At 49.4% G+C, this 25,669-nt stretch carries 23 protein-coding genes; 8 read left to right on the plus strand and 15 right to left on the minus strand.

The window, feature by feature from the left end:
* Nucleotides 1-10: 10 nt before the first annotated feature.
* From nuoH to lrhA, 8 genes are all read right to left on the minus strand, one after another.
* The gene (gene nuoH / locus IX31_RS13210; RefSeq protein WP_034458797.1) at nt 11-988 is read right to left on the minus strand and encodes an NADH-quinone oxidoreductase subunit NuoH; all 978 of its coding nucleotides are present in this window, start codon (nt 986-988) and stop codon (nt 11-13) included.
* On the minus strand, nt 985-3,708 hold the full coding sequence (gene nuoG, locus IX31_RS13215) for an NADH-quinone oxidoreductase subunit NuoG (protein WP_034460083.1): 2,724 nt from the start codon (nt 3,706-3,708) through the stop codon (nt 985-987). Before nuoG ends, nuoH begins: the two co-directional genes overlap by 4 nt.
* A gap of 62 nt (nt 3,709-3,770) precedes the next feature.
* Nucleotides 3,771-5,111 (minus strand): NADH-quinone oxidoreductase subunit NuoF, encoded by a 1,341-nt coding sequence (gene nuoF / locus IX31_RS13220; RefSeq protein ID WP_034458799.1) that lies wholly within the window; start codon nt 5,109-5,111, stop codon nt 3,771-3,773.
* Complete coding sequence (nuoE, locus tag IX31_RS13225; RefSeq protein WP_034458801.1) at nt 5,108-5,608, minus strand: NADH-quinone oxidoreductase subunit NuoE; 501 nt, start codon at nt 5,606-5,608, stop codon at nt 5,108-5,110. The genes nuoF and nuoE overlap by 4 nt, the downstream gene beginning before the upstream one ends.
* A gap of 2 nt (nt 5,609-5,610) precedes the next feature.
* Nucleotides 5,611-7,422 carry an NADH-quinone oxidoreductase subunit C/D gene (gene nuoC, locus IX31_RS13230; protein WP_122974017.1) on the minus strand — a complete coding sequence of 604 codons (1,812 nt, stop codon included), beginning with the start codon at nt 7,420-7,422 and terminating at the stop codon, nt 5,611-5,613.
* An 89-nt stretch (nt 7,423-7,511) separates the two neighbouring features.
* On the minus strand, nt 7,512-8,186 hold the full coding sequence (nuoB, locus tag IX31_RS13235) for an NADH-quinone oxidoreductase subunit NuoB (RefSeq protein ID WP_034458804.1): 675 nt from the start codon (nt 8,184-8,186) through the stop codon (nt 7,512-7,514).
* A gap of 15 nt (nt 8,187-8,201) precedes the next feature.
* Nucleotides 8,202-8,648 (minus strand): NADH-quinone oxidoreductase subunit NuoA, encoded by a 447-nt coding sequence (nuoA, locus tag IX31_RS13240; RefSeq protein WP_034458806.1) that lies wholly within the window; start codon nt 8,646-8,648, stop codon nt 8,202-8,204.
* Between the two features lie 628 nt (nt 8,649-9,276).
* Nucleotides 9,277-10,212: a transcriptional regulator LrhA gene (gene lrhA / locus IX31_RS13245; RefSeq protein ID WP_034458808.1), complete on the minus strand. Its 936-nt coding sequence runs from the start codon at nt 10,210-10,212 to the stop codon at nt 9,277-9,279.
* Nucleotides 10,213-11,225: 1,013 nt separating this feature from the next.
* Between lrhA and alaA the strand changes: the two genes are divergently transcribed.
* Together alaA and yfbR are read left to right on the plus strand one after the other, a co-directional pair.
* Entirely contained in the window at nt 11,226-12,440 is a 1,215-nt protein-coding gene (gene alaA / locus IX31_RS13250; RefSeq protein ID WP_034458810.1) for an alanine transaminase AlaA, read from the plus strand.
* 78 nt (nt 12,441-12,518) lie between these two features.
* On the plus strand, nt 12,519-13,118 hold the full coding sequence (gene yfbR / locus IX31_RS13255) for a 5'-deoxynucleotidase (protein ID WP_034458812.1): 600 nt from the start codon (nt 12,519-12,521) through the stop codon (nt 13,116-13,118).
* An 81-nt stretch (nt 13,119-13,199) separates the two neighbouring features.
* On the opposite strand, the gene IX31_RS13260 is transcribed toward yfbR, so the two are convergent.
* The 4 genes from IX31_RS13260 to yfbV form a co-directional block, all read right to left on the minus strand.
* On the minus strand, nt 13,200-15,032 hold the full coding sequence (locus IX31_RS13260) for an SLC13 family permease (RefSeq protein ID WP_034458814.1): 1,833 nt from the start codon (nt 15,030-15,032) through the stop codon (nt 13,200-13,202).
* A gap of 137 nt (nt 15,033-15,169) precedes the next feature.
* Nucleotides 15,170-15,850, minus strand: a complete 681-nt coding sequence (locus IX31_RS13265; protein ID WP_122974018.1) for a sugar phosphatase — start codon at nt 15,848-15,850, stop codon at nt 15,170-15,172.
* The gene (locus IX31_RS13270) at nt 15,843-16,337 is read right to left on the minus strand and encodes a YfbU family protein (protein ID WP_034458818.1); all 495 of its coding nucleotides are present in this window, start codon (nt 16,335-16,337) and stop codon (nt 15,843-15,845) included. The genes IX31_RS13265 and IX31_RS13270 overlap by 8 nt, the downstream gene beginning before the upstream one ends.
* A gap of 72 nt (nt 16,338-16,409) precedes the next feature.
* Nucleotides 16,410-16,865, minus strand: coding sequence for a terminus macrodomain insulation protein YfbV (gene yfbV, locus IX31_RS13275; RefSeq protein WP_034458820.1), 456 nt, complete (start codon nt 16,863-16,865; stop codon nt 16,410-16,412).
* A 336-nt stretch (nt 16,866-17,201) separates the two neighbouring features.
* Between yfbV and ackA the strand changes: the two genes are divergently transcribed.
* The 3 genes from ackA (at nt 17,202) to IX31_RS13295 (ending at nt 21,517) form a co-directional block, all read left to right on the plus strand.
* Entirely contained in the window at nt 17,202-18,404 is a 1,203-nt protein-coding gene (gene ackA / locus IX31_RS13280; protein WP_034458822.1) for an acetate kinase, read from the plus strand.
* Nucleotides 18,405-18,485: 81 nt separating this feature from the next.
* Nucleotides 18,486-20,627 carry a phosphate acetyltransferase gene (pta, locus tag IX31_RS13285; protein WP_034458824.1) on the plus strand — a complete coding sequence of 714 codons (2,142 nt, stop codon included), beginning with the start codon at nt 18,486-18,488 and terminating at the stop codon, nt 20,625-20,627.
* Between the two features lie 575 nt (nt 20,628-21,202).
* Nucleotides 21,203-21,517 (plus strand): hypothetical protein, encoded by a 315-nt coding sequence (locus IX31_RS13295; protein WP_034458827.1) that lies wholly within the window; start codon nt 21,203-21,205, stop codon nt 21,515-21,517.
* Between the two features lie 132 nt (nt 21,518-21,649).
* Here the strand turns inward: IX31_RS13295 and yfcD are convergent, their stop codons facing one another.
* Genes yfcD through yfcF form a run of 3 tightly spaced genes read right to left on the minus strand, consistent with a single transcriptional unit; the run spans nt 21,650 to nt 23,502 of the window.
* Nucleotides 21,650-22,192 (minus strand): NUDIX hydrolase YfcD, encoded by a 543-nt coding sequence (gene yfcD / locus IX31_RS13300; RefSeq protein ID WP_034458829.1) that lies wholly within the window; start codon nt 22,190-22,192, stop codon nt 21,650-21,652.
* 57 nt (nt 22,193-22,249) lie between these two features.
* Nucleotides 22,250-22,801: a phosphodiesterase gene (gene yfcE / locus IX31_RS13305; RefSeq protein WP_034458831.1), complete on the minus strand. Its 552-nt coding sequence runs from the start codon at nt 22,799-22,801 to the stop codon at nt 22,250-22,252.
* A 56-nt stretch (nt 22,802-22,857) separates the two neighbouring features.
* A complete protein-coding gene (gene yfcF / locus IX31_RS13310) occupies nt 22,858-23,502 on the minus strand; it encodes a glutathione transferase (RefSeq protein WP_034458833.1) in 645 nt (214 codons plus the stop codon).
* Between the two features lie 151 nt (nt 23,503-23,653).
* On the opposite strand from yfcF, the gene yfcG reads away from it, so the two are divergent.
* From yfcG to IX31_RS13325, 3 genes are all read left to right on the plus strand, one after another.
* Entirely contained in the window at nt 23,654-24,283 is a 630-nt protein-coding gene (gene yfcG / locus IX31_RS13315; RefSeq protein WP_034458835.1) for a GSH-dependent disulfide bond oxidoreductase, read from the plus strand.
* 92 nt (nt 24,284-24,375) lie between these two features.
* Nucleotides 24,376-24,741: a dihydroneopterin triphosphate 2'-epimerase gene (gene folX / locus IX31_RS13320; protein ID WP_034458837.1), complete on the plus strand. Its 366-nt coding sequence runs from the start codon at nt 24,376-24,378 to the stop codon at nt 24,739-24,741.
* Nucleotides 24,742-24,763: 22 nt separating this feature from the next.
* Complete coding sequence (locus IX31_RS13325; RefSeq protein ID WP_034458839.1) at nt 24,764-25,657, plus strand: TIGR01777 family oxidoreductase; 894 nt, start codon at nt 24,764-24,766, stop codon at nt 25,655-25,657.
* Nucleotides 25,658-25,669: the final 12 nt, after the last annotated feature.

Below are 25,669 nucleotides of genomic sequence, written 5' to 3' on the forward strand. Positions count from 1 at the left end.
TTTTCACCCCTTATGGTGCCTGATAGAGAATGACCGCGGCGGTCACCAGCAGATTGACCAGTGTCAGTGGCAGGCATACTTTCCAGCCAAACGACATCACCTGGTCATAACGAGGACGAGGCAATGCTGCACGGATCAAAATGAACATCATCATGAAGAACGCGGTTTTCAGCGCAAACCAGATGAACGGAGGTAACCACGGGCCATGCCAGCCACCAAAGAACAGCGTCACAATCAGGGCAGAAACCGTCACGATACCGATGTATTCACCCACGAAGAACAGGCCAAATTTCATGCCGGAATATTCGATGTGATAGCCATCGGCTAGTTCCTGCTCGGCTTCTGGTTGGTCGAATGGGTGACGGTGACAAACCGCAACGCCTGCGATAGCGAAAGTAATAAAGCCAAAGAACTGTGGAATCACGTTCCACAAATCAGCCTGATTATTAACGATATCGCTCATATTGAACGATCCCGCCTGCGCGACAACGCCCATCATTGAAAGACCAATGAACACTTCGTAGCTAAGGGTTTGTGCTGATGCACGCATCGCCCCCAACAGCGAGTATTTGTTGTTACTTGACCAGCCTGCAAACAAAACGGCATACACCGCAAGGCCCGCCAGCATCAGGAAGAACAAAATACCAATGTTCAGATCTGCAACAACCCAGCCTGGGCTTACCGGCACAATAGCGAAGGCAAGCAACAGCGAGGTAAAGGCAATCATCGGAGCCAGGGTAAAGATGACGCGGTCCGCAAAGCGCGGAGTCCAGTCTTCTTTGAAGAACATCTTGATCATGTCCGCAACTAACTGGAGCGAGCCGCCCCAGCCAACACGGTTTGGCCCGTAACGGTTCTGGAACAGGCCCAGCAAGCGACGCTCACCAAAACTCATGAACGCGCCGCAGGTCACCACGACCAGCAGGATAACGACCGCTTTGAGAATGCTCAGCAGAATGTCGATAACGTCCGGTGTTAACCAACTCATTGGCCAGCCTCCTGAAGATTTTCAAGACGAGCACCCGCCAGTACCGGGGCAATGCCAGGCATACCCATCGGTAAACCAACCTGTCCTGCTGCCAGCCCTTCGGAAAGTTGCAGCGGCAGACTCAAGGTTTGCCCTTCATAGCTGAACGAAATCAGGCTACCTGCGTTAACGCCCAGTTTTGCAGCGTCAGCCGGGTTCAGTTTGATATACGGCTCAGCCATACGGCTCTGGAAGATCGGCGAACGCTGTGACATTTCATCGCTGCCAAACAGATGGTAGTACGGCGCAATACGCCATTTCCCTTCTTCTGCATGGAAGATTTCCGGCACGTCAGTGAAGTAATCAATACCCGTGTCGGACGCTTCAATCAGACGCACACCCGGGTCGCCGTGACGCAGTTTGCCACCCACTTCAGCCTGGAATTTGTTCCACGCCTGAGGTGAGTTCCAGCCTGGTGCCCATGCGAATGGGATTTGCTGACGATTTGCTGACGGGCTGTTGTTCCCTTCCATAGAGAAGGCGAACATCGTGTCTTTATCCTGTGGCTGACGCGGTTCGTGCACGCTAATGTTGGCGCGCATAGCCGTACGACCACTAGAGCGGATTGGAGAACGCGACAGTTTCTGACCACGGATGCGGAAGCTGGCATCAGGTGCCGCATCTTTGATCCCGGCCAGTTGTGGCAGCGCTTTCACACAGGCATCGATAACATCATCAAGCTGCGTCCAGTCCACTTCACGGCTTTCAACCGTGCTGTGCAGAGAATGCAACCAGCGCCAGCTTTCCAGCATCACAACGGAATGGTCGTAGTAAGCCGGGTCATAAACCTGGAAGAAACGCTGTGCGCGGCCTTCATTGTTGATAACCGTGCCGTCGCTTTCAGCGAAGCTTGCGGTGGAAAGCACCAGATGGGCTTTGTCCATAATAGCAGTGCGCTGATGGTCGATAACCATCACCAGCGGCGCTTTAGAAAGTGCTGCGTCAACGCGTGCCGCAGAAGCATGGCGATGCAGATCGTTTTCCAGCACCACTACCGCATCGGCAGCACCACTTTCCAGTTCGCTCAACGCTTCTTCAAGCGAACCGCCACCAATCAGGCCAAGGCCAACGCTGTTTACCGCGCGCGCAACCATCGTAATACCAACATCGGCACCACGACCTTTCAGTGCTTTAGCAACGTTTGCTGCCGCCTGAATCACCGCTTCGCTACCCGCGTTAGTACCGGAGACGATCAATGGTTTTTTCGCACCCGCCAGCGCCTGAACGATCACGTCAACTTTGTTTTTCAAGTCGCGATCAAGTTCAACTGCCGGGGAGTTGCTATCCAGCGCATTGGCAATCGCAAAGCCCAGACGCGCCTGATCTTCAACCGGCGCACGGTAAGTCCATGCGGCGATGTCATCAAGACGAGTGCTGTCAATGTTTGTGACGAACAGCGGGTGTTTCGCGTGCTGGCCGATGTTCATGATCGCCGCGATCTGCCAGTCAGCGACTTTCTGCGCTGCTGCCATTTCACGTGATTTGCCTTTCACTGCCTGACGCACAGCCAGCGCAACGCGTGCGCCGGTCTGAGTAATGTCTTCGCCGAGCACCAGAACCGCATCGTAGGTTTCGATTTCACGCAGTGCCGGAGTGTGAATGCCGCTTTCCTGCAACACTTTGAGCATCAGTTGCAGACGAGCTTGCTCACCGGTTGCAATACCAGTGTAGAAGTTGTCCGCACCCACTAGCTCACGTAGCGCAAAGTTGCTTTCAACACTTGCACGTGGGGATCCGATACCGATCACTTTCTTCGACTGGCGCAGAATATCCGCCGCGCCCTGCATCGCTTGTTCTGCATTCAGGGTGATCAGATCGTCGCCACGACGTTGGATCGGCTGACGTGGACGATCCTTCAGGTTAACGTAGCCATAACCAAAGCGCCCACGGTCACACAGGAAGTAGTGGTTCACGGTGCCGTTATAGCGGTTTTCAATACGACGCAACTCACCGTAACGCTCGCCAGGGCTGGTGTTACAGCCGATGCTGCACTGCTGGCAAATGCTTGGTGCAAACTGCATGTCCCACTTACGGTTATAACGCTCGGAGTGAGTTTTGTCCGTGAACACGCCGGTCGGGCAGATTTCAACCAGGTTACCGGAGAATTCGCTCTCAAGCGTGCCGTCTTCCGGGCGACCGAAGTAGACGTTATCGTGCGCGCCATAAACACCTAAATCGGTGCCGTCAGCATAATCTTTGTAGTAACGCACGCAGCGGTAACAGGCGATACAGCGGTTCATTTCGTGAGAGATGAACGGGCCGAGATCCTGATTACGATGAGTACGTTTAGTGAAACGATAGCGACGGAAGCTATGACCGGTCATTACCGTCATATCTTGCAAATGGCAGTTGCCGCCTTCTTCACAAACCGGACAGTCGTGTGGGTGGTTGGTCATCAACCATTCCACGACGCTTTCACGGAACTCTTTGGCTTCGCTGTCATCAATAGAGATGAACGTGCCGTCCGAGGCCGGTGTCATACAAGACATCACCAGGCGGCCGCGAAGATCTTCTGCGTTCTGATATTGCTTCACCGCGCACTGGCGGCAAGCACCGACGCTGCCTAGCGCCGGGTGCCAGCAAAAATAAGGAATATCGAGGCCGAGTGACAGACATGCTTGTAGCAGGTTGTCTGACCCGTTTACCTCATATTCTTTGCCGTCTACATGAATCGTAGCCATAGTCAGCATGCTTCCAGTTAATTATAAAATTTTTCTTACCTGCGCCTTTATCAGCACAGATATCACCAGCGTGCTTTTAACAAGTTCGGTTGAATGCCACTAATGGCACGGGTGTTACCGAAATCTTGTTTGGCAATGCCTGCTTCGAATTCTTCGCGGAAATATTTAATCGCGCTCTGCAATGGTTCAACCGCACCTGGCGCATGCGCACAGAAGGTTTTACCTGGACCAAGGAATCGACACAGTTGCTCAAGTGTTTCGATATCCCCTGGCTGGCCTTCGCCACGCTCAAGCGCACGCAGAATTTTTACGCTCCACGGCAAACCATCACGGCACGGTGTACACCAGCCGCAAGATTCGCGGGCAAAGAACTCTTCCAGGTTACGAACCAGCGGAACCATACCAATTTCATGGTCTACGGCCATCGCCAGTGCGGTACCTAAACGGCTGCCTGCTTTGCCGATGCTTTCGAATTCCATCGGCAGATCAAGATGCGATTCGGTCAGGAAGTCAGTCCCTGCCCCACCCGGTTGCCAGGCTTTAAATTTCAGTCCATCGCGCATGCCACCCGCGTAATCTTCGAGAATTTCACGTGCGGTAGTGCCGAACGGTAATTCCCAGACGCCTGGGTTTTTCACGCGACCAGAGAAGCCCATCAGCTTAGTGCCAGCATCTTTGCTGGTAGAAATGCCCTGGTACCACTCCACGCCGTTCGCCAGAATCGCCGGGACGTTACACAGCGTTTCAACGTTGTTTACGCAAGTTGGTTTGCCCCATACGCCGCTTGATGCAGGGAATGGTGGTTTTGAACGTGGGTTCGCACGACGGCCTTCGAGGGAGTTAATCAGCGCGGTTTCTTCACCGCAGATATAACGCCCGGCACCGGTATGCACGATCAGCTCAAAATCAAAACCTGAACCGAGAATGTTTTTACCCAGCAAGCCCGCTTCTGTTGCTTCGGCAATCGCACGGCGCAAATGCACTGCCGCTTCGATGTATTCGCCTCGCAGGAAGATGTAGCCGCGATACGCTTTCAGCGCGAACGCTGAAATCAGCATGCCTTCCACCAGCAGATGAGGCAATTGCTCCATCAGCAGGCGGTCTTTGTAGGTGCCCGGCTCCATTTCATCAGCGTTACACAGCAGGTAACGGATGTTCATGGACTCGTCTTTCGGCATCAGGCTCCACTTAAGCCCGGTGGAGAAGCCTGCGCCGCCGCGCCCTTTAAGACCGGCGTCTTTAACACGGTTGACGACTTCATCTGGTGCGAGGCCAGTCAGAGCCAAACGCGCACCTTCGTAGCCGTTTTTGCTGCGATATTCATCCAGCCAGACCGGCTGTTTATCATCGCGCAACCGCCATGTCAGCGGATGGGTTTCGGCAGTACGAATAATGGTTTTCATTTGTACTGCTCCAGCAAATCAGGGATCGCTTCCGGCGTCAGATGGCTGTGAGTGTCCTCATCAATCATCATGGTCGGCCCTTTGTCGCAGTTACCCAGACAGCAGGTTGGCAGCAGGGTAAAGCGTCCATCAAACGTGGTTTGACCCGGTTTGATGTTCAGTTTTGCTTCAATAGCAGATTGAATGCCCTGGTAGCCTGTAATGTGGCAAACCACGCTATCGCAATAGCGAATAACGTGGCGGCCTACCGGCTGGCGGAAAATCTGGCTATAGAATGTGGCAACACCTTCTACGTCGCTTGCTGGAATGCCCAGAACTTCAGCGATGGCATAAATAGCGCCGTCTGGCACCCAACCACGCTGCTTCTGAACAATCTTTAGCGCTTCGATAGAGGCTGCGCGAGCATCTTCGTAATGATGTTTTTCTTGCTCAATCGCATCACGCTCGAATTGACTCAGCTCAAAGGCTTCTGCCTGGGGTTGTTGTTTATCGTGCATAGTTAGCGATCCACATCAGACATTACAAAATCGATACTACCCAGATAGACAATCAGGTCAGAAACCAGGCTGCCACGAATCGCTGACGGGATTTGCTGCAAATGCGCAAAGCTCGGGGTGCGAATACGGGTACGGTAGCTCATAGTGCTGCCGTCACTGGTCAGGTAGTAACTGTTAATCCCTTTCGTCGCCTCAATCATCTGGAAGGATTCGTTAGCCGGCATAACCGGGCCCCACGAAACTTGCAGGAAGTGAGTGATCAGGGTCTCGATATGTTGCAGCGTGCGCTCTTTCGGTGGCGGCGTTGTCAGCGGGTGGTCAGCTTTGAACGGGCCAGCAGGCATGTTTTTCAGGCACTGATCAAGAATGCGCAAGCTCTGGCGAAGTTCTTCAACTTTCAACATCACACGGGTGTAGCAGTCGCTGATGCCACCGCCGACCGGAATTTCGAAGTCGAAGTTTTCATAGCCAGAATATGGGCGTGCTTTACGGATATCGAAGTCGATACCGGTTGCACGCAGGCCAGCACCCGTGGTGCCCCACTCCAACGCCTCTTTCTTACCGTAAGCCGCAACGCCCTGAGAACGACCTTTCAGGATGGTGTTGCGCAGCGCAGCTTTCTCGTAGGAATCCAGACGTTTTGGCATCCAGTCGAGGAACTCTTTGAGCAGGCGTTCCCAACCGTTTGGCAAGTCGTGTGCTACACCACCGATACGGAACCAGGCCGGGTGCATACGGAAACCGGTAATAGCTTCGACCAGATCGTAAATTTTCTGACGGTCGGTAAAGGCGAAGAACACCGGAGTCATTGCGCCCACGTCCTGAATAAACGTGGAGATGTAAAGCAGGTGGCTGTTGATACGGAATAGTTCAGACAGCATGACGCGGATAACGTCAACACGTTCAGGAACCTTGATACCCGCTAGCTTTTCAACCGCCAGCACGTATGGCATTTCGTTTACGCATCCGCCGAGGTACTCGATACGGTCGGTATACGGAATGTAGCTGTGCCAGGACTGACGCTCACCCATCTTCTCAGCACCACGGTGGTGGTAACCGATATCCGGAACGCAATCGACAATTTCTTCACCGTCGAGTTGCAGGACAATACGAAATGCACCGTGCGCGGATGGGTGGTTTGGACCAAGGTTCAGGAACATGAAATCTTCATGCTCGCTGCTGCGCTTCATGCCCCAATCTTCAGGCTTGAAGGTCAACGCTTCCATCTCGAGGTCTTCTTTCTGTTTGGTTAATTCAAACGGATCGAACTCGGTGGCACGCGCCGGGTAATCTTTACGCAGCGGATGGCCTTCCCACGTTGGCGGCATCATGATGCGCGTCAGGTGCGGGTGACCATTAAAGGTGATGCCAAACATTTCCCAGGTTTCACGCTCATACCAGTTAGCGTTCGGGAAGAGTTTGGTTACCGTTGGCACGTTCAGGTCGTTTTCAGACAGCGCCACCTTGAGCATGATATCGCGGTTGCGGTCGATGGAAATCAGGTGGTAGAAAACGGAAAAATCCGCAGCCGGTAAACCGTTGCGGTGGGTACGGAGACGTTCGTCCATGCCGTGTAAATCGAACAACATGACGTAGGGCTTCGGTAATTTCTTTAAGAAATCGACCACTTCCAGTAATTGTTCACGCTTAACCCAGGCCACCGGAACTCCAGTGCGGGTTGGCTGAACAGTAAAAGCATCCGGCCCAAAACGGTTACGCAGTTCGCCAATAACCGGATCATCTAAATGGTCACGGGTTTGCCAGGCTTCCTGGTTGGCATCATGCGCAGTTAAATCGGTCATAATTCTCACCATTGCAAATGGTACTGTGGTGACTGTCAGCAGTGGCTCCGCGCTAGTATTATTAATATGCGAAGTAAACTCACACTGCCTACAGGCGCAAATTAAATCTCGTCTGGTGTCCGCAAGTTGGTGACAGCAATACGCTCGCCACGTTTGCGCTCGCGCTCTGATTGCATGTTGGCGCGATATACACCTTGATCGCCAACCACCCAGGAGAGTGGACGACGCTCTTTACCAATAGATTCTTGCAGCAACATCAGAGCCTGCATGTAGGCTTCAGGGCGCGGCGGGCAGCCTGGGATGTAAACATCTACCGGCAGGAATTTATCCACGCCTTGGACTACAGAATAGATGTCGTACATACCGCCTGAGTTGGCACAGGCACCCATCGAGATAACCCATTTTGGCTCAAGCATTTGGTCATACAGACGCTGAATAACGGGAGCCATTTTGGTAAAGCAGGTTCCTGCAATAACCATCAGGTCGGCCTGACGCGGGGAAGCACGCAGAACTTCGGCACCAAAACGTGCCACGTCATGAACGGCGGTAAACGAGGTCACCATCTCAACGTAGCAGCACGAAAGGCCAAAGTTATAAGGCCAGATTGAGTTTTTACGACCCCAGTTCACCATATCGTGCATAGCATGTTCGAGCTTGCCCATGTACACACTGCGGTTGATTTCTTGGTCAAGGGGATCGGTTACGATCTCCTGTTTTTGCAGGGGGTAACGGTCGTTCTCACCGTCGGGGTCTATGCGGGTGAGCGTATAGTCCATCTTATTGCCTCATTATCACTGCGTATGACGGTTAGTAATACTGTCGGTTTCCGGGTTGATTTGGGCGCGGCGCGAACGCGCAGGAGTCCAATCAAGCGCGCCAATGCGCACCAGATACACCAGGCCTGCCAGTAGCACTAAAATGAAAATTGCGGCCTCGACGAAGCCTACCCATCCGCTTTCACGGATAGAAACTGACCACGCATAGAGATACAAGGCTTCCACGTCAAAGATAACGAAGAACATGGCAACCAGGTAAAACTTCGCGGAAAGGCGTAAGCGCGCTGTACCAACTGAGTCGATACCTGACTCGAAGGGAGTGTTTTTGTGCCGGCCCTTAGCTCTCCCGCCAAGGAACCAGGCCCCGAGAAGCATTACGCAACACAGGCCTATGGCAACAATAAGAAAGACTGCGAACGCCCAATGGTGAGCGATAACTTCAGTGGATGTTGACATACTCATTGCTTACTCATCAAAAGTGGCGCCAAAGTCTCTGCTCTTGCTGGCAGATGAACACCACATCGATTCATGGGGAGGAACAATAAACCTTACAATAACTGCTGGAATCAAAACTTTACCAGCAAATTGATGGGGTTTTTTACTCCTTTCTATAACCTTTTGTCAACTTTAACAAAAGTATCCACACATTAATTTACATGAGCCTAGTTTCATTAACATTTAGTGCGTTAAAAATCAGTAATGCCGAATTATTAACCCTATTTTAATGAAGGTGAATCGTGTCCATTAACGAGGAAAAAAATATCTACCGTTCTATTTTGGCAGGAAATCTCAACTATTCATCCCCCCTGAAGGGAGTATTTTCTTGATCTGAGACACGCTTCTGTTAATCCATCCAGGAAACCAACAACATTGCAGCGTATTTTTTAACAATTAACCGAGTGTTGACTCGAAGAAAGTACGTAGAAGGTAGGTATCTAGGGCGCTGTGAAGCAGATTGTTTTAAAACATGTTTTTACAAATTAGTAATAATGACAGCTTGCCATGATTAAAAAATAGGCCATTGAGCCAAAAAATGACCTCAATGACCTATTTTCGAATTTCATATTTTGTTACTAACAAACCGAAGGCGCTACTCGAAATCACGCTCCATGAGCACAGTGTCATCATCTTCATCTGACGAAGCCATGTAACGATATGGATTAGGGTTTGATTCCAGAGCGCTAAAGATAGCCTGAGCCAAATCATTACTGGTCTGCAAATTACGGCAGAGCAAGTATTGGGTATCTGGCATAACCGGTAAGCCATCAGCATTACCCAGTACACGTAATTCAGGGCTCATCATTTCAACAGGCCGGGCAGTTACACCAAGGCCCGCTTTCACTGCGGCACGCACTGCCGAAAGGGTGGAAGCAACATACGCAATACGCCATGGAATGCGCTCTGCATTCAAATGCTCAAGCATCATATCCCGGTAAGGACTCGGATCGTCGAGCATAACTAAAGGTACGGTTTCACCTTTCTGGAAAACGTAATCCGATGCGCAATACCATAAAGTTGGCGAGGTACGTAACACAATGGATTCAAAATGCGCGGGTTTTGATGTGGTGACAACCAAATCAACTTCCTGCTGATTAAGCATTTCAACCATAAATGGATTACGTTTAACTCGCACATCCAACGCCAGCTTTGGGTAAACCGAGCTTATTCGGTTAAGCAGGAATGGCAGAATGGTATCGGCTGTTTCATCAGATGCACCAATCGTGAGCACACCCTGCAAATTGCTAAACATTAGTGATGTACATGCTTCATCATTAAAACGCAGAATTTTTCGCGCATAACCCAGAAGCTGAATGCCATGTTCGGTCAGCAATTTATTTCGACCATGTCGGGCAAAGAGCTCTTTTCCTACTAACTGTTCAAGACGCTGCATCTGCTGGCTTACAGCCGATTGCGTACGGCAAACCGCAACTGCCGCCGCAGCAAAAGTATTCAAATCCGCTACGGCAACAAAAGTCCTTAGCAGATCGAGGTCGAGATTTAGTATCGGACGATTTGCGTTAATCATAATTTTTTCACTAGTAGGTTGCTCTTACGAGTCTGCCTTAGTTTTATTGCTGTGATTTATCAAAAAGATAAAGCAATTCCCTTTTACAGAACGTCTCCCGAGGGACCAAACCGTCATCCTGACAGTCGTTCTGATTTTTTATTTTTCATGCATCCCTGTGTATACGAACCAATAATGTAGTTCACATATTCCAGGAATATTATACCGCCATAACCAACATACAAACATTCGTCTTATTGTTCTAGTCACTTAAATTAAAACTGAGTAATTATTGTAAGCCTGCTTCAGAACTGAGTTTTATTTATTCAACTTTTTGTGGTTACGAGGGCAAGTGCGATGAAAGTTTTCTCTATGCCATTTTTGCAGTACGGACAATTACCAAAGTACAATGGTTATATACTAACCCGCAGTAAAACATAGAGTTTCATAATGTCCAAAAAAATACACTTGTCATTTTCAATGGCATATCTTACCGCAAATCATGCCACTCCATAAGTTTTGTTGCGAATTATCTGATCTCATTCTCCTTTTTTCATTTAACACTTCAACAGGTTATTCATAAAAATCCCTGAAGCGATACAAGGCAAAAGAGAAGTAACTTAACTCTATTCGTCAGTTATATTAATGACACTCACAGTTATTTTTATATACATATTATTAACTCACATTAGCGAGCTTCTTTTAAACTCAAGCATAAACATTCAATTTTCCTTAACTATCACTCAAATTAATTCTCAAATCACTCAGCATTACTCACTGCAACACAAGCACCACAGTAGTTAATGGAATTGCAAAATGGTTAATTATTTATATTTTTATCTGGATTAAATCAAATAATCGAAACTTTATACCAATCATTAGCTATTCAATTGGTTTTTCTGCTTAGTCCTAAATTGAAAGATAAATTACTGTCTGGCGCTCAGACTACCTTCAAATCTGGACGTGGCAGGAGTACATTTGTTGCCTGGTCGCTTCCACGGCAGGAAGTGGCGTTAACATTTAAGGTCAGGTTCATGTCCCCTATCGAAAAATCCAGCAAACTTGATAACGTCTGTTATGACATTCGTGGCCCAGTACTTAAAGAGGCGAAACGCCTTGAAGAAGAAGGGAATAAAGTCCTTAAGCTGAATATTGGCAACCCCGCCCCATTTGGCTTTGATGCCCCGGATGAAATTCTTGTCGATGTGATTCGTAATATGCCTACTGCTCAGGGTTACTGCGACTCGAAAGGACTCTACTCCGCACGTAAAGCCATCATGCAGCATTATCAGGCTCGTGAAATGCGGGACGTGACAGTTGAAGATATTTACATCGGCAACGGTGTTTCTGAGCTGATTGTTCAATCGATGCAAGCATTACTGAACAGTGGCGATGAAATGCTAGTACCAGCCCCTGATTACCCTCTGTGGACTGCGGCAGTTTCGCTTTCGAGTGGTAAAGCTGTTCACTATTTGTGTGATGAGTCGGCAGGCTGGTTCCCGGACCTTGACGATATTCGCGCTAAAATCACACCACGTACTCGCGGCATCGTGATTATTAACCCGAACAACCCAACCGGTGCGGTTTACTCTAAAGAGTTGTTGCTGGAAGTTGTAGAAATTGCGCGTCAGCATAATTTGATTATTTTTGCTGATGAAATCTACGACAAAATTCTGTACGACGCGGCACAACACCATTCAATTGCGGCACTGGCTCCAGATCTGCTGACAGTTACCTTTAATGGTCTGTCCAAAACTTATCGTGTTGCCGGGTTCCGTCAGGGCTGGATGGTTCTTAATGGGCCGAAGAAGCATGCTAAAGGTTATATCGAAGGGCTGGAGATGCTTGCGTCAATGCGTTTATGCGCAAACGTACCTGCTCAGCATGCGATTCAGACTGCACTTGGCGGCTATCAGAGTATCAGTGAATTTATAGCACCAGGCGGGCGTCTGTATGAACAGCGTAACCGCGCGTGGGAGTTGATTAACGATATTCCGGGTGTTTCATGTGTGAAACCTCAGGGCGCGCTCTATATGTTCCCGAAAATCGATGCAAAACGTTTTAACATCCACGATGACCAAAAAATGGTGCTGGATTTCTTATTGCAAGAAAAAGTGCTTTTGGTTCAAGGAACAGCATTTAACTGGCCGTGGCCTGATCACGTACGTATCGTGACCTTACCGCGCGTAGATGAGCTGGAAATGGCTATTAATAAATTTGGTCGTTTCCTCAGTCATTACCACCAATAATTCTCACGGGGGAGATGTTTGCATCTTCCCCCAACTCCCCGCACAATGGTTTTCTTTGCTTACGTACCGAGTGTATCTATGAGCCAAAGCCATTTCTTTGCCCACCTTTCACGCCTGAAATTAATCAATCGTTGGCCGCTGATGCGTAATGTGCGTACCGAAAATGTTTCGGAGCATAGCCTGCAAGTTGCAATGGTCGCGCATGCATTGGCCGTGATTAAGAATCGTAAATTTAACGGGCAAATTAACGCCGAACATGTCGCTCTGCTTGCGATGTATCACGATGCCAGTGAGGTGCTGACCGGGGATTTACCAACACCTGTGAAGTATTTCAACACGCAAATTGCTCACGAATACAAAGCCATTGAGAAGATCGCGCAGCAAAAACTCATCGACATGGTGCCGGAAGATTTGCGTGATATCTGGGCACCGCTTATTGATGAACATCAAAGCAGCGATGAAGAAAGAGCCATTGTTAAACAGGCAGATGCGTTGTGTGCCTATCTGAAATGCCTGGAAGAACTTTCTGCTGGGAACAATGAGTTTTTACTGGCGAAAGGCCGTTTAGAGAAAACGCTGGCAGACCGCCATAGCGAAGAAATGGACTATTTCATGACTGTGTTTGTGCCGAGTTTTCAACTGTCGCTCGATGAGATTAGCCAGGATTCTCCGCTTTAATCTGGCGAATGGCGCTTCGCTTATCCATCCTACATCGTCTTTGTAGGTCGGATAAGCGAAGCGCCATCCGACGTTTAAACACTAAAACGGAAACAACATCGGCACCATCACTACACTAACCACCATCACAATCACGGTAAACGGCACACCCATCTTCACAAAATCGCTGAACTTATAATTTCCAGGCCCCAGAACCAGCGTATTAACCGGCGATGATACCGGTGTCATAAAGGCAGCAGAGGCGGCAAGTGCGACGATCATTGCAAAGGGATAAGGGGAAACACCCATCGATTTTGCCGCAGCCAACGCAATAGGCGCCATTAACACCGCAGTCGCCGTATTTGAAATAAACAAGCCAATCGCGGCACACATCACGAACAGGCAAATCAACATCATGTGTGGGCCATAGCCGCCACCCAGATTCATTAACCCGTTTACAATCAAATCCACACCACCCGTTTTTTGGAGCGCAAGAGCAAACGGCATCATGCCAACAATCAAGATAATGCTTGGCCAGTGCACCGCTTTATAGGCGCTTTCCATGTCGATACAACGGAATTTCCCCATTAGCAAACAGGCAATAATCGCAGCGATTGGGTTAGGAATCTCATCGGTCAGCATCAAGGCAACCATCAATGCCAGACAGAAGATCGCATGTGGTGCCTGACTATGTGCAGGAGAGGCTTCCCCTTCTTCCACTGGCAAATTGAGTACCAGGAAATCGCGGCCTTTTTGCTGCAACTGACTAATCAGTTTCCAGTCACCAACAACCAGTAAGATATCGCCAAGCTGTAGAGCCTCATCGACCAACAGCCCTTCCATCGCCTCGCCATTACGACGCAGCCCAACAACATTTAGGCCGTAGCGGGTACGAAAGCCTATCTCGCGCAATGTCTGCCCTATCAGCTCGGAATCGGGGATCAACGAAACTTCGGCCATACCTACGTCCAGCGCCTGGTCCGAGAAATACTCGCCGCGCAGAATCATTGGCTCAAGCATCTGCTCGCTACAAAACTCGCGCAGATCGACTTCAGAAGCAGACATATCAATCAACAGTACATCGCGTGCGCGAAATTCAGTAACGCCAGTGACATTAACGATAACCCGGCGGAATTTGCGCCAGCGCTCAAGGCCGATGACGTTGGCACCATAACGCTCACGCAGTTTTAAATCATCTAAACGTCGGCCCACCATCGGTGAACCCGGACGGATTGCGAGGCGACGCGCACGGCCAGTCAGGCGATAATCTTTAATCAGGTCACGAAAAGTACGACGACGCCAATCTTGCTTGCCAACGTCTTTGTTCTGCCCTTTTAGTGCAAAGCGTGCAATCAGCATGTAACCAATACCCAACAACAAAATCACCAGGCCAATTGGGGTTACGCTAAAGAAATGGAACCCCTGCAACCCTTCGCGCAGCAATTCGCTATTTACGACCATATTGGGTGGTGTTGCGACCAGTGTCATCATGCCGCTAATCAACCCGGCAAAACTGAGCGGCATCATTAAGCGCGATGGCGACGTTTTCATACGCATGGAAACGCTGAGTACCACGGGAATAAATATCGCCACCACTCCTGTAGAACTCATAAATGCGCCAAGCCCTGCCACGGTGAGCATCAGTAAAACCAGCATTTTGGTTTCACTGCTGCCTGCAACATCCACCAGCCAGGAACCCATTTTTGTGGCAACACCGGTGCGCACAAGACCGTCACCAATAATGAAGAGTGCAGCAATGAGGATAACGTTGGGATCGCTAAAGCCTGAGAAGGCCTCGCTGAGAGTGAGTGTGCCACTGAGGACAAAAGCAATAATGACAAATAAAGCGACCGCATCCATACGTACTTTTCCAGTGGCGAATAACACCACCGCAATCGCTAATAGTGATAAAACCCAAATGAGTTCTGAGTTCAAAACAAATCCTTATGCAGTTGTCTCAGGGTTATACCCTTAGTACTCAAGTTGCAGCTAGCACCCGTGCAGCTTGAAGGATGATGGGTATAAAATCATGCCATAAAAAAGCCCCACTATCGCGGGGCTAAATCATGTGTTTAGTGTTTTCTCAGTACTTCAACTGTACCATCTGGCAGCTTCTGAACCAGAAGCTCAGTCAACGAATACAGAGCATAGTCGACATGCTCAAGCCGTGGCGTATCGGCCGGTGCATTGACCGCGATAACATGGCAACCTGCAGCAAGGCCAGAAAGCACACCCGCAGGTGCGTCTTCCACGACCACGCATTCCTCAGGCTCGAAACCTAATAATTGCGCACCAAGTAAGTAAGCATCCGGTTCAGGTTTCCCTCGGGCAACACGTTCAGCAGTAACAAGCACTTCAGGCTCTGGCAATCCGCCTGCAGCACGACGAGCTGAAGCCACAGGTAATGAACCAGAGGTCACTATAGCCCATGGAATACCCGCTTCGTTCAGATGAGTTAACAACTCCACAGCCCCTGGCAATGCCACAATACCGTCGGTGTCTTCAGATTCGATTTTTTCAAGACGTAAAAACTCTTTTTGAATCTCCTCCTCAGAAGCATCCGCCATAAAATGACGCAGCGACGTTATCGCCTGCTTACCATGAATAAAATCGAGTACTTCTTGCGGGGAAATATCGAAACGCTTAGCCCAGTTAATCCATGCACGCTCGACAGCTGGCAGGGAGTCAACCAAAGTCCCATCCAAATCAAACAAGAAACCTTTGCACTTCACGACGCGTCTCCCCTCAGGCATTAATAATCTGCGCGATCTCGTTCACACTTAAATGATACTGACGTGGGCAGGACTGCCACACTTTCAGCATACGCTGATATTTTTCCCACATTGGGGTCTGCGCGTTAAAGCCATGAGTGCCCGCGTCAAAATGCGCGTAACGGCCTTCAATATTCACCATGAACCGTACATATCCCAGGAACCGGGCTTCAGTTGCCGCATCGAAGCCGAGGAATGTGACACGGCGCTCGTCAATTTCCTGGTTATCCTTCAGGTTCGTCCAGGAGACGTGCAGCGCGTGGTACATTTCCATAATGTCGATGACAGTGCGGCAAGTTTCTTCCGTCAACTCACCGAACTCACGATCCAGTTCGCGCATTTGCAGGCCGTAACCGCGCTCAATGATCGTTTGCAGGCGACGATAACGCTCGGCGTTGTCTGGATCGAGCATGGTCATCATTTTGTACTGATTAGATAAAATCAGACGCTGGGCGTTAGTCATTTCCATTTCTTAGCTCCTGTTGCGCAGAATCACTCCTGCGAAAAAATATCCTTCTATATATGCGTAACGGCAGGGATTTTACAAATCATCGAGAAAAGTTTTATCCAACTGCTTAAACGCACGTTTCAGTACTTCAGCGAGCGCCTGGTAGTCTGGCTTACCTTCAATCGGTGTTAGCGCCTGCCCTGCTTCCTGTAATTTGCCACGCACTTCGTAGAACCAACTCAAAATGGTCGGCGGCAGTGGCGTAACTGAGCGCTTACCCAGCCACCATAAACCTTGCATTGGTAAGCTACAGGCGAATAACGCGGTTGCGACCGCTGGGCCAAGTTGGCCGCCAAGGGCAATCTGCCAGGTGAGCGTAAACACAGCAAGTGGTGGCATAAAGCGGATGGCAAAACGTGTAGCTCGGATAACACGATTTTCTATAAAGACTGGCGCGAGGCGTTTATCGACAGGCCAGGTCTTAGAATAGTGTTGCCCACGGCTGAACATGCTAAACCAGCTGGCGTGGCTATTTAGGGGTGTCGACATGGCTTTACCTCAACTTCACATATAAAAAATAAAATTTTTGTGCAAAACAACAACTCTAAATTACATGGTTCAAAATCTTTTGTCTTTAGCTGCTGCAATCGGGTATCCTGTGCCGGCCTTGATGGCCGTAGAAGGGAAACCGCAGGTTGTCAATTTTTTGCTCAGTCAGCCGTTGCCGAAAAAACGCGCAACATGGCGTAAACTCTAGAGTATTTATTCGTCATGCCAAAAAAACGCTTCTGGCATGACGTTAATCATAAATGTCTGTCTCATCATGCGCTACGCTGAGAGACTAACTGACGTTTTTTTAGCCACATATTAATAGTAGGTACTTCCATGTCGAGTAAGTTAGTACTGGTTCTGAACTGCGGTAGCTCTTCACTGAAATTTGCAATCATTGATGCAGTAAACGGTGACGAGTACCTTTCTGGTTTAGCCGAATGTTTCCATCTTCCTGAAGCACGTATCAAGTGGAAAATGGATGGCGGTAAACAAGAAGCGGCTTTGGGTGCAGGCGCCGCTCACAGCGAAGCTCTTAACTTTATGGTTAATACCATTCTGGCACAAAAACCTGAATTGTCCGAGCAGCTGACTGCTATCGGCCACCGTGTTGTTCACGGCGGCGAGAAGTACACCAGCTCCGTCGTTATCGACGAGACCGTGATTCAGGGTATCAAAGATACCGCATCTTTTGCACCGCTGCATAACCCAGCGCACCTGATCGGTATCGCGGAAGCACTAAAATCCTTCCCTAAACTGGCTGACAAAAACGTAGCTGTGTTTGACACCGCTTTCCATCAGACCATGCCAGAAGAATCTTATCTTTATGCTCTGCCGTACAAACTGTACAAAGAGCACGGCGTTCGTCGCTACGGCGCACACGGCACCAGCCACTTCTATGTGACTCAAGAAGCCGCGAAAATGCTGAACAAGCCAGTGGAAGAAGTGAACATCATCACTTGCCACCTGGGCAACGGCGGTTCTGTTTCTGCAATCCGTAACGGCAAGTGTGTTGACACCTCTATGGGTCTGACGCCGCTGGAAGGCCTGGTCATGGGTACCCGTTCTGGTGACATCGATCCAGCTATCATCTTCCACCTGCATGACTCCCTGGGCATGAGCGTTGACGACATCAACAAAATGCTGACTAAAGAGTCTGGCCTGTTGGGTCTGACTGAAGTCACCAGCGACTGCCGTTATGTTGAAGACAACTACGCGACTAAAGAAGATGCTAAACGTGCAATGGATGTGTTCTGCCATCGTCTGGCGAAGTACATCGGTTCTTACACTGCACTGATGGACGGTCGTCTGGACGGCGTTGTGTTCACTGGTGGTATCGGTGAAAACGCTGCAATGGTACGTGAACTGTCTCTGGGCAAACTGGGTGTTCTGGGCTTTGAAGTTGACCACGAACGCAACCTGGCTGCTCGTTTCGGCAAATCAGGCTACATCAACAAAGAGGGTACCGTTCCTGCGATGGTCATTCCGACCAACGAAGAACTGGTTATCGCTCAGGATGCATCTCGCCTGACAGCTTGATTCTCCTTACCGCCAGCCTTCGCTGGCGGTGTTGTTTTCTGAGTCTCACAAGCCCCGCTTGTGCAACAAAGAGGTTATACCGTGTCCCGTACTATTATGTTGATCCCTACCGGAACCAGCGTCGGCCTGACCAGCGTCAGCCTTGGTGTTATCCGTGCTATGGAACAAAAAGGCGTTCGCCTTAGCGTTTTCAAACCTATCGCCCAACCGCGTACCGGTGACGATACTCCAGATCAAACCACCAGCATTGTGCGTGCTAACTCCAGCATCCCAACGGCTGAACCACTGCATATGAATCACGTTGAGTCGCTGCTGTCGAGCAACCAACAAGACGTGCTGATGGAAGAGATCATCGCCAACTTCCACGCTAGCAGCAAAGATGCTGAAGTGATTCTGGTTGAAGGTCTGGTTCCTACTCGCAAGCACCAGTTTGCGCAGTCTCTGAACTACGAAATCGCAAAAACGCTGAATGCTGAAATCGTCTTCGTTATGTCCCTGGGCAACAACTCCCCAGAGCAGATGAAAGAACGCATCGAGCTGGCACGTAGCAGCTTCGGCGGCAGCAAGAACACCAACATCACTGGCGTAATCATTAACAAACTGAACGCCCCAGTTGATGAGCAGGGCCGTACTCGTCCAGACCTGTCCGAGATTTTTGATGACTCCACTAAAGCGAGCATCGCTAATATCGATCCTAAAGCACTGTTCGCTGACAGCCCGCTGCCAGTTCTGGGCTGTGTGCCATGGAGCTTTGATCTGATCGCCACTCGTGCAATTGATATGGCGCGTCACCTGAACGCAACCATCATCAACGAAGGCGACATCAAAACTCGTCGCGTGAAGTCTGTGACCTTCTGTGCGCGCAGCATTCCGCACATGCTGGAACACTTCCGTCCAGGTTCTTTGCTGGTGACTTCAGCAGACCGTCCGGACGTGCTGGTTGCAGCGTGTCTGGCTGCGATGAATGGTGTGGACATCGGTGCAGTTCTGCTGACCGGCGGTTACGAAATGGACCCACGCGTGAGCAAACTGTGTGAGCGTGCGTTCGCCACCGGTCTGCCACTGTTCATGGTTGACACTAACACCTGGCAGACTTCCCTGAGCCTACAAAGCTTTAATCTGGAAGTCCCAACTGACGACCATCAGCGTATCGAGAAAGTGCAGGAATATGTGGCAAGCCACATCGATGCAAACTGGATCGAGTCCCTGACTGCAACTTCTGAGCGCAGCCGTCGCCTGTCTCCTCCAGCATTCCGTTATCAGCTCACTGAGCTGGCACGTAAAGCCGGCAAACGTGTTGTTCTGCCAGAAGGCGAAGAGCCACGTACCGTGAAAGCAGCATCTATCTGTGCTGAACGCGGTATCGCAACTTGCGTACTGTTGGGTAACCCGGATGAAATCACCCGTGTTGCTGCTGCACAAGGCGTTGAGCTGAGCGCTGGCATCGAAATCGTTGACCCTGAAGTGGTTCGCGAGAGCTACGTTGCACGTCTGGTTGAGCTGCGTAAGAGCAAAGGCATGACCGAAGCCGTTGCGCGTGAGCAACTGGAAGACAACGTTGTGCTGGGTACTTTGATGCTTGAGCAAGATGAAGTTGACGGTCTGGTTTCCGGTGCTGTTCACACCACCGCGAACACCATTCGTCCACCGTTGCAGCTGATCAAAACTGCACCAGGCAGCTCTTTGGTTTCTTCTGTGTTCTTCATGCTGCTGCCTGAACAAGTTTATGTTTACGGCGACTGCGCGATCAACCCGGATCCAACTGCTGAGCAACTGGCAGAAATCGCAATTCAGTCTGCTGATTCCGCTGCTGCGTTCGGTATCGACCCACGCGTTGCAATGCTGTCCTACTCCACCGGTACTTCTGGTGCAGGTAGTGATGTTGAGAAAGTACGTGAAGCTACACGTATTGCTCAAGAAAAACGTCCTGACCTGGTCATCGACGGTCCGTTGCAGTACGACGCCGCGGTTATGGCTGACGTTGCTAAATCCAAAGCGCCAAACTCACCGGTTGCAGGTCGCGCTACCGTGTTCATCTTCCCAGACCTGAACACCGGTAACACCACCTATAAAGCGGTACAGCGCTCAGCAGACCTGATCTCCATCGGGCCAATGCTGCAAGGTATGCGTAAACCAGTTAACGACCTGTCTCGTGGCGCACTGGTAGACGATATCGTTTACACCATCGCTCTGACTGCGATTCAGTCTTCTCAACAAGACTAAGTTCTTCTGAGATGCAAAAAGGCCGCTAAATAGCGGCCTTTTTTTATGGTTTTTCCTACCCACACAGCGCGTGAAACTCTCATCATTATGTTTTAGCGGGCGCAGATTTACAAAAAATTACATATTCACACTATTTATCCACTTTTATAATATGGATATTGTAAGGGCACTTCTTGCATAAGCAATAATGATAGGGCCTTTTAAAGGGCTATTTCACTATCGTTCACAAAATACAAAAACCTCTCCGCTGCTATTGATTAAAAATGGATATGACAACAATGAGAAACAGGATCGTAAATAATTATATATTGGCATACCTAACCTATATGATTACACAATTAACATTTTCAGGTTGGTATTCCTTCAAACCGGGCATCGAGAATCCAGAGCTAACATTTATCGCTTCATTTTTTATAATTGGTATTTTTTTGACACTCAAAAACATCCAAAAGTTTGCTATCTGGATGTTCACCGACTAATTAAATCAAGAATATACTTAGATGATAAACAAAAGAGAAATAACATAGATTTGTGTGGTTTGTTCGCCCAGTTTTTCGAGATGTTTTAACCCAATCATGATACAGAGCAATGCGCTATCGCATGTCATCGTTGATGAAGATGAGTACATCGCTTTATTGCGAACTCGTGTTGAAAGCCTTGGACTACCATGGTTAATCGAAAAAGATACAACCTATTCCGATGCTAAAGAAATCCAGGAGCAAGGATTCGATATCATCCTTGCCATTCCGGGTTTGAAGCTAATGTTCGCCTCTCGGAAGTTTGATAAAAATAAAATCATTCATCTGGATTATTTTAGCTATGCGACAAAAGACGTGAACGTTGCCGTCCAGAAATTAAAGAGTGTGATTAATGCAAATAAAATATTTTAGTTTATTGAAGAGTCACATGTCGCATTAATCATAATAACTATTTTGATGATTAATTTAATGTCCATTTTTCTACATTTGCATTCACCCCGGAATTTATCTCCGGGGGAATTGCAGAATAAAATCAGAAATAAATCACTCAGCAATTACATGCTGGGATTCATTTTTAGCGTTGCGGGTCATCCACAGCGCCAGTGCTTTTAGAGAGTCCGGCGTAAAGTCGTCACAGCGGGCTGTAATCTCTTCTGGCGACATCCAGCACACTTCGCTGACCTCTTCTTCCTGCAACGCAAACGGGCCATGAGAAACGCAGCTAAACAGGCTTCCCCATACGCGACAGTTAGTATCCTCAAAATAGAACTGACCGTGCTCGGCAAAAGGTACACCGGCAATACCCAACTCCTCTTCTGCCTCGCGACGTGCTGAGTCCAGCAACTGTTCATCTGCCTGAACTACACCGCCTGCAGTGGCATCCAGCATGCCTGGCATAAAATCTTTGGTTTCAGTACGACGCTGCACCAAAATCTTACCCATACCGTCATGCACAACGATATAAGTCGCGCGATGGCGCAAACGCTGAGCGCGCATTTGCTCGCGGCTTGCTTGTGCGATTACTTCATTGTCTTCATTGACAATATCAACCCATTCCATGCCAACAAAATGACTCTGTTCCGCCATTGGGGAAACCTTATATAGGGCGCTCTTTGGCGCGTGATTCGTCTAACAAGCGGTAAGTTACGGGGTAATTCTCACCTGCGCAATAACCCCATCGTTATTCAGTGCGTGAACGCTCAGAACACCATCATTTAGCATGCCGTAACTCGGCTCAAACCCGCCTTTAGGTATGCTCACCGAGCCTGGATTAAAGAGATAGACCGTGTCTTGCTTTTCAGCCAGTGGCAAATGCGTATGGCCAAAAACCAGCACGTCATTTTCTAGCAGTGGCGGCAATTTTTCAGGGTTATACAGATGACCATGCGTCACAAATAAACGTTGGTCCGCCATCAATATTTGTTGCCACGGTGCAGTAATTGGGAAATGGAGCAGCATCTGGTCGACTTCGCTGTCACAATTGCCACGTACCGCAATAATTCTCTCTGCAATACTGTTAAAGCGCTCAGCAACAGCACCTGGATTGTAGCCCACCGGCAGCGCATTTCGCGGCCCGTGATTCAGCACATCACCCAGTAATATCAACCAGTTAGCACCACTGCGCTCAAAATGCACCAGCACCTGCTCAGTTGCGGGTAACGAACCGTGAATATCCGAGGCAAACATCAGCTTCATAAAGTCCTGATCCTGTTAATGGTAAGCAGAATTATCATAGCGAATTATGAGGCTAATCAGCCAGAATGCTTTGCGGAAAGTGCCAGAAAACGCTGCACTGATGCCCTCTGCCACTGGAAGGCGGCATACTCTTCGAGCCGCTCAGGAACTTCATCACCATTGAGAATTAAACGATTAAGCATCAACGCCAGATCGGTATCGGCAATGGACCATTCGCCGAAAAGATTTTGCTGGCCGACAGGCAGCAAGTTTTCTACCGCCGTTATAAGTTTTTGAGCCGCATATTGCCCTTTGTCTGTCAGCGGTGCTTTCTTCACGCCAGCGAAAACCACATCGGTTGAACGCTCTTCACGAATCGGCATTAAATCGCTGCGAATCCAGGCCTGAATTTGTCGTGCCCGGGCACGTTTTTCCAAATCATGCGGATAAATCCGTTCCCAGGTTGGTGGAGCAAAACGCTCTTCAAGATATTCAGTAATGGCAGAGGATTCACTCAGTAGAAAATCATCGACTTCTATAGCGGGAACGCGGCGCGTCAGATCATAGCCTTTCCAGCCAGGTTGCAGGTTTTGCCCACTATTCAGATCAATTGTTTGCAGGTTAAAGTTCAGGCCTTTCTCTTTTAGTGCAACGTAAACAGACATCACGTACGGGCTAAAAAAATTCGCATCGGACCAAAGTTTTATTGTCGGCTGGCTCATAATATCCCCCTTGATTTCGTTTCCAGGCTATTGAACATATAGCGGAACATGGCAACTGTCACCTGAGCAAACCTCATCTACGAAGCACTTTTTTCAAAAAGTCTATACTCCATAGGTTTAAGAAAAATACTGACATCAGGATGGGAACACCATGATTGACCTCTACTACGCACCGACGCCAAACGGCCACAAAATCACGCTGTTTCTGGAAGAGACGGGCCTGGACTACGCCATTCATCGTATTGATATTGGCAAAGGAGATCAGTTTCAGCCTGCCTTTTTAGCGATTTCCCCGAATAATAAAATCCCAGCGATCATCGACCACCATCCCATTGATGGCGGCGGTCCGCTGAGCTTGTTTGAGTCCGGTGAGATCCTGCTGTATTTAGCAGAAAAGACCAACGAATTATTAAGCAAAGATCTGCGCGAACGCGCTCACACATTGCAATGGCTGTTTTGGCAAGTGGGTGGCTTTGGCCCAATGCTCGGGCAGAATCATCATTTTAACCACTTCGCACCACAGCCCGTACCCTATGCCATTGAGCGTTACCAGGTTGAGACCCAACGCTTGTACGGCGTTCTGAATAAGCAGCTTGAGAAAACTCCATGGCTGGGCGGTAACGAATACAGCATTGCAGATATTGCGACTTATCCATGGACGGTTTCCCATGAGCGCCAACGTATAAACCTGGCGCACTTCCCTGCCGTTCAAAATTGGTTTGAGCGAATCCGATCTCGCCCGGCAACTGAACGTGCCTATGAGAAAGCGCAGCAAAACTAAACCCTGCGCGCCCGATAAGGCACGCAATTTTTTTCCTCATCTAATTTGGGTATAGTCTGAGAAGGAAAATAACTAAATGGAGCACACCTGCAATGACCCAACAACCAGACGCAATCATTCGAATCAAAAACTTACGCCTTCGCACCTTCATTGGTATCAAGGAAGAAGAAATTGCCAATCGCCAGGACATTGTCATTAACGTCGTTATTCATTACCCGGCGGACAAAGCCCGCGCCAGCGAAGATATCAACGATGCGCTGAATTACCGCACTATCACTAAACAAATCATTCAGTTGGTAGAGAATCATCGCTTCTCATTATTGGAAAAATTAACTCAGGATGTGCTCGACATCGCATGCGATCATCCGTGGGTATCTTATGCTGAAGTAGAGATCGATAAACTTCACGCGCTTCGCTATGCCGACTCGGTATCAATGACCATGAGTTGGCGCAAGTAAGCGCAAACAACTGGAGACGAGCATGCAGATACTGATCACCGGCGGAACCGGCCTGATTGGCAGCCATCTGGTACCACGCTTGCTGGAATTAGGGCACGATGTCACGGTCGTCACCAGAAACCCCGACAAAGCACGTACGCTTTTTGACCCCAAAGTCGAATTCTGGAAAGGGCTGAACGACCATCGAAATCTTGATGGGTTTGGTGCGGTAATTAATCTTGCGGGTGAACCCATTGCCGATAAACGCTGGAGCGAGTCGCAAAAGCAGCGCTTATGCCAAAGCCGCTGGCAAATCACCGAACGCCTGGTTGAGATGTTTAAAGCAAGCCAGCAACCGCCTGCAGTGTTTATCTCTGGCTCAGCCGCCGGATATTACGGCGACCTCGGTGAAGTGGTCGTCAACGAAGATGAACCGCCACACAATGAATTTACCCATAAGCTATGCGCCCGTTGGGAGCAAATTGCCTGTGGAGCACAGAGCGAGCATACCCGCGTCTGCCTGCTGCGTACCGGTGTGGTGCTGGCACCTAAAGGCGGGATTCTGGCAAAACTGTTGCCGATATTCCGACTAGGCTTGGGCGGGCCGATGGGTGATGGGCGGCAATATCTGGCGTGGATTCATATCGACGATATGGTGAATGGCATTCTCTGGCTGCTGGATAACGATCTGCGCGGGCCGTTTAACATGGTTTCGCCCTACCCGGTCCGCAATGAACAGTTCTCCCACGCGCTTGGCCATGTGCTAAATCGCCCGGCGTTTATGCGCGCCCCGGCAATGGTGGTCAGGACGATGATGGGTGAATCTTCGGTGCTGGTATTAGGGGGGCAACGTGCTTTGCCAAAGCGGCTTGAAGAATCCGGGTTTGGCTTCCGTTGGTATGATCTGGAAGAAGCGCTGGGAGATGTGGTGCGTTAACATTCAAGTCCC

Source organism: Buttiauxella noackiae (assembly GCF_000737905.1).
Lineage (GTDB): Bacteria > Pseudomonadota > Gammaproteobacteria > Enterobacterales > Enterobacteriaceae > Buttiauxella > Buttiauxella noackiae.